The following is a 5,113-nucleotide window of genomic DNA, read 5'->3' as shown; positions in this document are numbered from 1 at the left end:
CCAGCGAAGCGCGCGCGTTGCGGCTGCCGACGCAATGGATCGGCGTTGCGCCCTTCTTCATCTTCGCGGTCATGTTTCTCATCCTGCCCACGCTCTACCTGATGCTGGGCGCGTTCCAGAATGAGGCTGGTGAGTTCACGCTGGAAAATCTCATCGCCCTGTCGGAGCCAAATATCGTTGCGGCCTACTTGATTTCGATCAAGGTCAGCCTGGCATCGGCGCTCATCGGAGCCTTCGCCGGCCTGGCTATCGCCGTTGCCATCGTGCGCGGCGGCTTGCCCAATTGGATACGGTCGGCGACACTGACCTTTTCCGGGGTAGCCTCCAATTTTGCCGGCGTCCCTCTGGCATTTGCCTTCCTCGCAACGCTTGGACGCCTCGGCCTCGCCACGGTGATCCTCAACGCCGTGTTTGGCCTCAACATCTACGCGCATGGCTTCAACATCTTGTCGTTCTGGGGCCTCACGCTGACCTACGTCTATTTCCAGATTCCGCTGATGGTGGTCATTATCGTGCCAGCGATAGACGGACTGAAGAAGGAATGGGGCGAGGCTGCCGCGACACTTGGCGCGACGACGGCCCAGTACTGGCGGATGGTCGTGATCCCGGTGATCTGGCCGAGCTTCCTCGGCACCGTTATCCTCCTGTTCGCCAACGCCTTCGGAGCGATTGCCACCGCCTATGCGTTGACCGGCTCGTCGCTCAACATCGTGCCCATCCTCCTCTACGCGCAAATCCGCGGCGACGTGCTTCACAACGCGCATCTCGGGTATGCGATCGCCTTCGGCATGATTGTCATCACCGGCCTCGCCAATGTCTTTTACATCTGGTTCCGGACGCGTTCGGAGAGGTGGCTGAAATGAAGACCGGACGCTTCTGGGCCTGGGTCGTCTTCATCCTTGGCGCGGCCTATTTCTTTATCCCGCTGATCGCGACTGCGGAATTCTCGATGCGCATGCGTCGCGGCGCCTACTCGTTCGACGCCTATCAGATCGTGCTTGGCGACGCCCGCTTCCAGGCGACATTCATGTACTCGGTGGTTGCCGCCATATTCACCATCATCCTCGGCGTGCTGGTGGTGGTGCCGGCGGCTTATTGGATCCGGCTGCGCCTGCCGCAGCTCAGGCCGATCGTCGAGTTCATCACGCTGCTGCCGCTTGTCATCCCGGCGATCGTCATCGTGTTCGGCTACATCAGGATGTACGGCTCGAATTCGCCGCTGCCGTTCCTGGCGAACGATACGGCCACCAACGCCCTGCTGGTGATCGGCTACGCGACGTTGTCGCTGCCGTATATGTATCGGGCGGTCGATACAGGCCTTCGCACCATCGATGTGCGCACGCTGACGGAAGCGGCGCAGATCCTCGGCGCCGGTTGGCCCACTATCATTACTCGGGTGATTCTGCCAAACGTGCTGATCGCCGTGCTCTCCGGCGCCTTTCTGACTTTTGCCATCGTCATCGGCGAGTTCACGATGGCCAGCCTGCTCAATCGTCCGGCCTTCGGCCCCTATCTGCAGAACATCGGCGCCAACCGCGCCTATGAACCGGCGGCGCTTGCCATCATCGCCTTTGCCATTACCTGGGGCTGTATGTCACTGATCCAGATCCTGTCCCGCTTCGCGCCGAAATCGGCGAACCGACCGAACTGAAAGCAAAAGCCATGGCCGAGCCGTTCCTCTCCATCCAGCATGTGCGAAAATCCTTCGGCGCCACGACCGTGGTCGAGGATTTCAATCTCGACGTCGAGCCGGGTGAATTCGTCTCCTTCCTCGGCCCGTCCGGCTGCGGCAAGACGACGGTGCTGCGCATGGTCGCCGGCTTCGAGGAGCCGTCGGGAGGTAAGATCGTCGTCGGCGGCAAGGACATCACCCGGTTGAAGCCCAACCAGCGCAATGTCGGCATGGTGTTCCAGGCCTATGCGCTGTTCCCGAACCTGACGGTCGCGCAGAATATCGGCTTCGGCCTCAAGGTGGCGGGCATGTCGAAGCCGGCCATCGATTCCCGAGTGGCCGAGATGCTCGACATCATCAAGCTGCCGCAGATGGCTGACCGCTATCCCTACCAGCTCTCGGGCGGCCAGCAGCAGCGCATCGCGCTCGCGCGGGCGATTGCCCCGAAACCCAAACTGCTGCTGCTCGACGAACCGCTGTCAGCGCTCGACGCCAAGGTGCGCGTGTCGCTGCGCGAGGAAATCCGCTCGATCCAGAAGAAGCTCGGCATCACCACAATCTTCGTCACGCATGACCAGGAAGAGGCGTTGTCGATCTCCGACCGCATCGCGGTGATGTATGGCGGCAGGGCCGAGCAGGTCGGCACGCCATTCGAGATCTACAACCGGCCGGCGACCAAGTTCGTCGCCAATTTCGTCGGCACGCTCAACGTGCTGGAAGGCAAGGTCACCGACGCCGCCTCGGGCAAGGTGCAGGTCAACAGCCAGGAAGTCTCGCTAAAGGGCAAGCTCAACGGCTCCAAGTCCGGCGACACACTGTCGCTCGCGCTGCGGCCGGAAGCGATTTCACTGGGGCGGCAGCCCGGCCATGACGCCAGCCTGTCCGGCGAAATCGCCGAAGTGCATTTCCTCGGCTCTGTGATCCGCGTGCGCGTCGGCATCGGCGGCAACACGGTGTCGCTCGACACATTCAACAATTCGACGACGCCGCCGCCGGTCGTCGGCGACAAGGCGGACATTTCGTTTTCGTCGGGCGATATGCTGGTTCTGCACTAGGCTGTGTTGATATTCAGGTGAGGCCGGCCTGCAAATGGCGGTCTCCTGCGCTTCTGGCCTGACAAATCAACAGTATCCTAGCTCGAGGTACTGCCAAGCCTCGTGTTTCATCGTTACGATGAGCCATGGCCCTCTTCGAGCTCACCCTCATCCTGCTTCTGATCGCCGTCGCGCTGACGGCGCTGTCGCGCCGTCTCGAGATACCCTATCCGTCGCTGCTGGCGCTTGCAGGCGTTGCGCTGGCCTTCGTGCCGGGCGCACCAACGATCGAGATCGATCCGGAACTGGCGCTGGCGCTGTTCATCGCGCCGGTGCTGCTCGACGCCGCCTATGACACCTCGCTGCGCGACCTGAAACGCTACCGGCTGTCGCTGCTGCTTCTGGCGCTCGGCGCCGTCGTGTTCACCACCGTGGTGGTTGCCTTCGTAGGCTGGAAGATGGCCGGCCTTCCGATCGCGGCGGCGATCGCGCTAGGCGCCATCGTCGCTCCGCCGGACGCGGTCGCGGCGAGTGCCGTGCTCGGCCAGTTCAGGGTGCCGCACCGCATCACAGCCATTGTGCAGGGCGAGAGCCTGCTCAACGATGCCACCGCGCTGCTGATCTACCGGATATCGGTTTCGGCGGCCATCGGCTCGGTCATGCTTAAGGACGCAGTGCCCGTCATCCTGCTTGCGACGATCGGCAGCGTCGTCGCCGGCTATGTGTTCGGCCGAGTGTCGCTGCTCGCGCTGACGCGCATCGAGGATGCGGCAAGCAGCACCGTGGTGCAGTTCGCCGGAACCTTCGCCGTCTGGATCATTGCCGACAAGCTCGGTCTCTCCGCTATCATCACCATCGTCGTCTATGCGATCACCATCGCGCGGACCGCGCCACGCCGGATGTCCGCGAGGCGGCGCGTCAGCACCTATTCGGTCTGGGAGTCGGCCGTCTTCGTGCTCAATGTCTTAGCTTTCGTGCTGATGGGCCTGCAGGCTCGATCAATCGTCGGCCGGCTCTCCGGCGACGGGCAAGGCGAGGCCTTCCTCTTCGCTGCCACCGTGCTGGCCGTCGTCATCGTTGCGCGTCTCGTTTGGGTGATGGGCTACGTTGCGGTGATAAAGCAGTTTAAGCGTTTCGACGGCGAAGGGCAGAAGCGGGATGCGCCGACGTTTCGCGGCGCGGTGCTTGTCGGCTGGTGCGGCATGCGCGGGCTGGTGACGCTGGTGGTGGCCATCGCCTTGCCCGCCGACTTTCCCGGCCGCGACCCGATCGTGCTGGCGGCCTTCGCCGTCGTGCTCGGAACGCTTGTGCTGCAGGGCATGAGCCTGAAGCCGCTGCTGCGCCGGCTCAACTTCGAACGGGATACCTCGATCGACCGCGAAGTGGCCGAGGCCCGGGTGGCCATCATGCAGGCGGCGCTTGATGTGCTGAGCCGCAAGACCTCGTCCGCTGCCGCGGTCGTACGTGAACAATACGAGGCGCAACGCCGGATCGCCGAAAATCCGGACGATGCGCAAGCCGCGACGGAATACGACCGATTGCGTCTTTACGCCATCAAGCGGCAGCGTGACAGGCTGGAGGAGCTGCGCAGCAACGGCACGATCGGCGACGAGGCCTATCACCGGCTGGAAGAGGAGATCGACTGGTCAGAACTGGCGGCGGCTCCCGCCGGAAGCTTCCAGCCGCTCACCACCTGACGGATTTCAGCGAAAGCGTGGGCGTTTGCGGTGGCGATTCACCGCAGCGCCTGCCCGGGATTGCATCAGCACACGGAGATAGAGCGGATCGCCTCCGTGGGAAAGCGAAACGGTTTGGCAAACGTGGTTCGCAGGCAGCATTGGACTATTCCGCTCGTCCTCGCGGTCCATTGAAACGCTGACGGCGAGGGGCTACTGCGATCCTCAGAAGTGAGCCGGTTAATCAATGAAGCTGATCAGCTACAACATCCAGTATGGCTACGGCAGCGACGGGCGCTATGATCTTTCCCGCGCCGCCAGGCTGGTGGACGGCGCCGACATCATCGCGCTGCAGGAGGTCGAGCGGCATTGGCTGCGAACCAATGAGGACGACCAGCCCGAGGTCCTGTCAAGGCTGTTGCCCGACTATTACTGGGTCTATGGCCCCGCCTTCGACATGGACGCCAGCGAGAAGCGCGACGGTCGCGTCGTCAACCGCCGGCGGCAGTTCGGCACGATGGTGCTGTCGAAGCTGCCGATCGTCTGGTCGCGGCTGCATGCACTGCCGATGCGCCGCACGCTGAGACCGCTCAACACCCGCAACGCGGCGCTGGAATGCATGATCCGCACGCCGGCTGGGCCGGTGCGGGTGCTTTCCCTGCATCTTGCCCATATCGCCGCCGAGGAGCGGCTGGAGCAGATCGACTATCTGCTGGCCGAGCATCGTCGAG

General features: G+C 63.2%; 5 protein-coding genes. All 5 read left to right on the top strand.

The genetic code is table 11. From position 1 onward, the window contains the following. Window positions 1–863: ABC transporter permease subunit (locus EOA24_RS26975; protein WP_245501860.1), on the top strand; the 863-nt coding region annotated here is incomplete at its 5' end. Beyond that, entirely contained in the window at window positions 860–1,651 is a 792-nt protein-coding gene (locus EOA24_RS26970; protein ID WP_126081435.1) for an ABC transporter permease, read from the top strand. The genes EOA24_RS26975 and EOA24_RS26970, both read left to right, overlap by 4 nt. Before the next feature lie 11 nt (window positions 1,652–1,662). Continuing rightward, complete coding sequence (locus EOA24_RS26965; protein WP_126081436.1) at window positions 1,663–2,727, top strand: ABC transporter ATP-binding protein; 1,065 nt, start codon at window positions 1,663–1,665, stop codon at window positions 2,725–2,727. A gap of 125 nt (window positions 2,728–2,852) precedes the next feature. Continuing rightward, the gene (locus EOA24_RS26960) at window positions 2,853–4,403 is read left to right on the top strand and encodes a sodium:proton antiporter (RefSeq protein ID WP_126081437.1); all 1,551 of its coding nucleotides are present in this window, start codon (window positions 2,853–2,855) and stop codon (window positions 4,401–4,403) included. 226 nt (window positions 4,404–4,629) lie between these two features. Then, window positions 4,630–5,113: endonuclease/exonuclease/phosphatase family protein (locus EOA24_RS26955; protein WP_245501859.1), on the top strand; the 484-nt coding region annotated here is incomplete at its 3' end.

Source organism: Mesorhizobium sp. M2A.F.Ca.ET.039.01.1.1 (genome assembly GCF_003998035.1).
Taxonomy (GTDB): Bacteria; Pseudomonadota; Alphaproteobacteria; order Rhizobiales; family Rhizobiaceae; genus Mesorhizobium.
The sequence above is the reverse complement of the archived record's forward strand: the minus strand, read 5'-3'. Positions and strand labels throughout refer to the sequence as shown.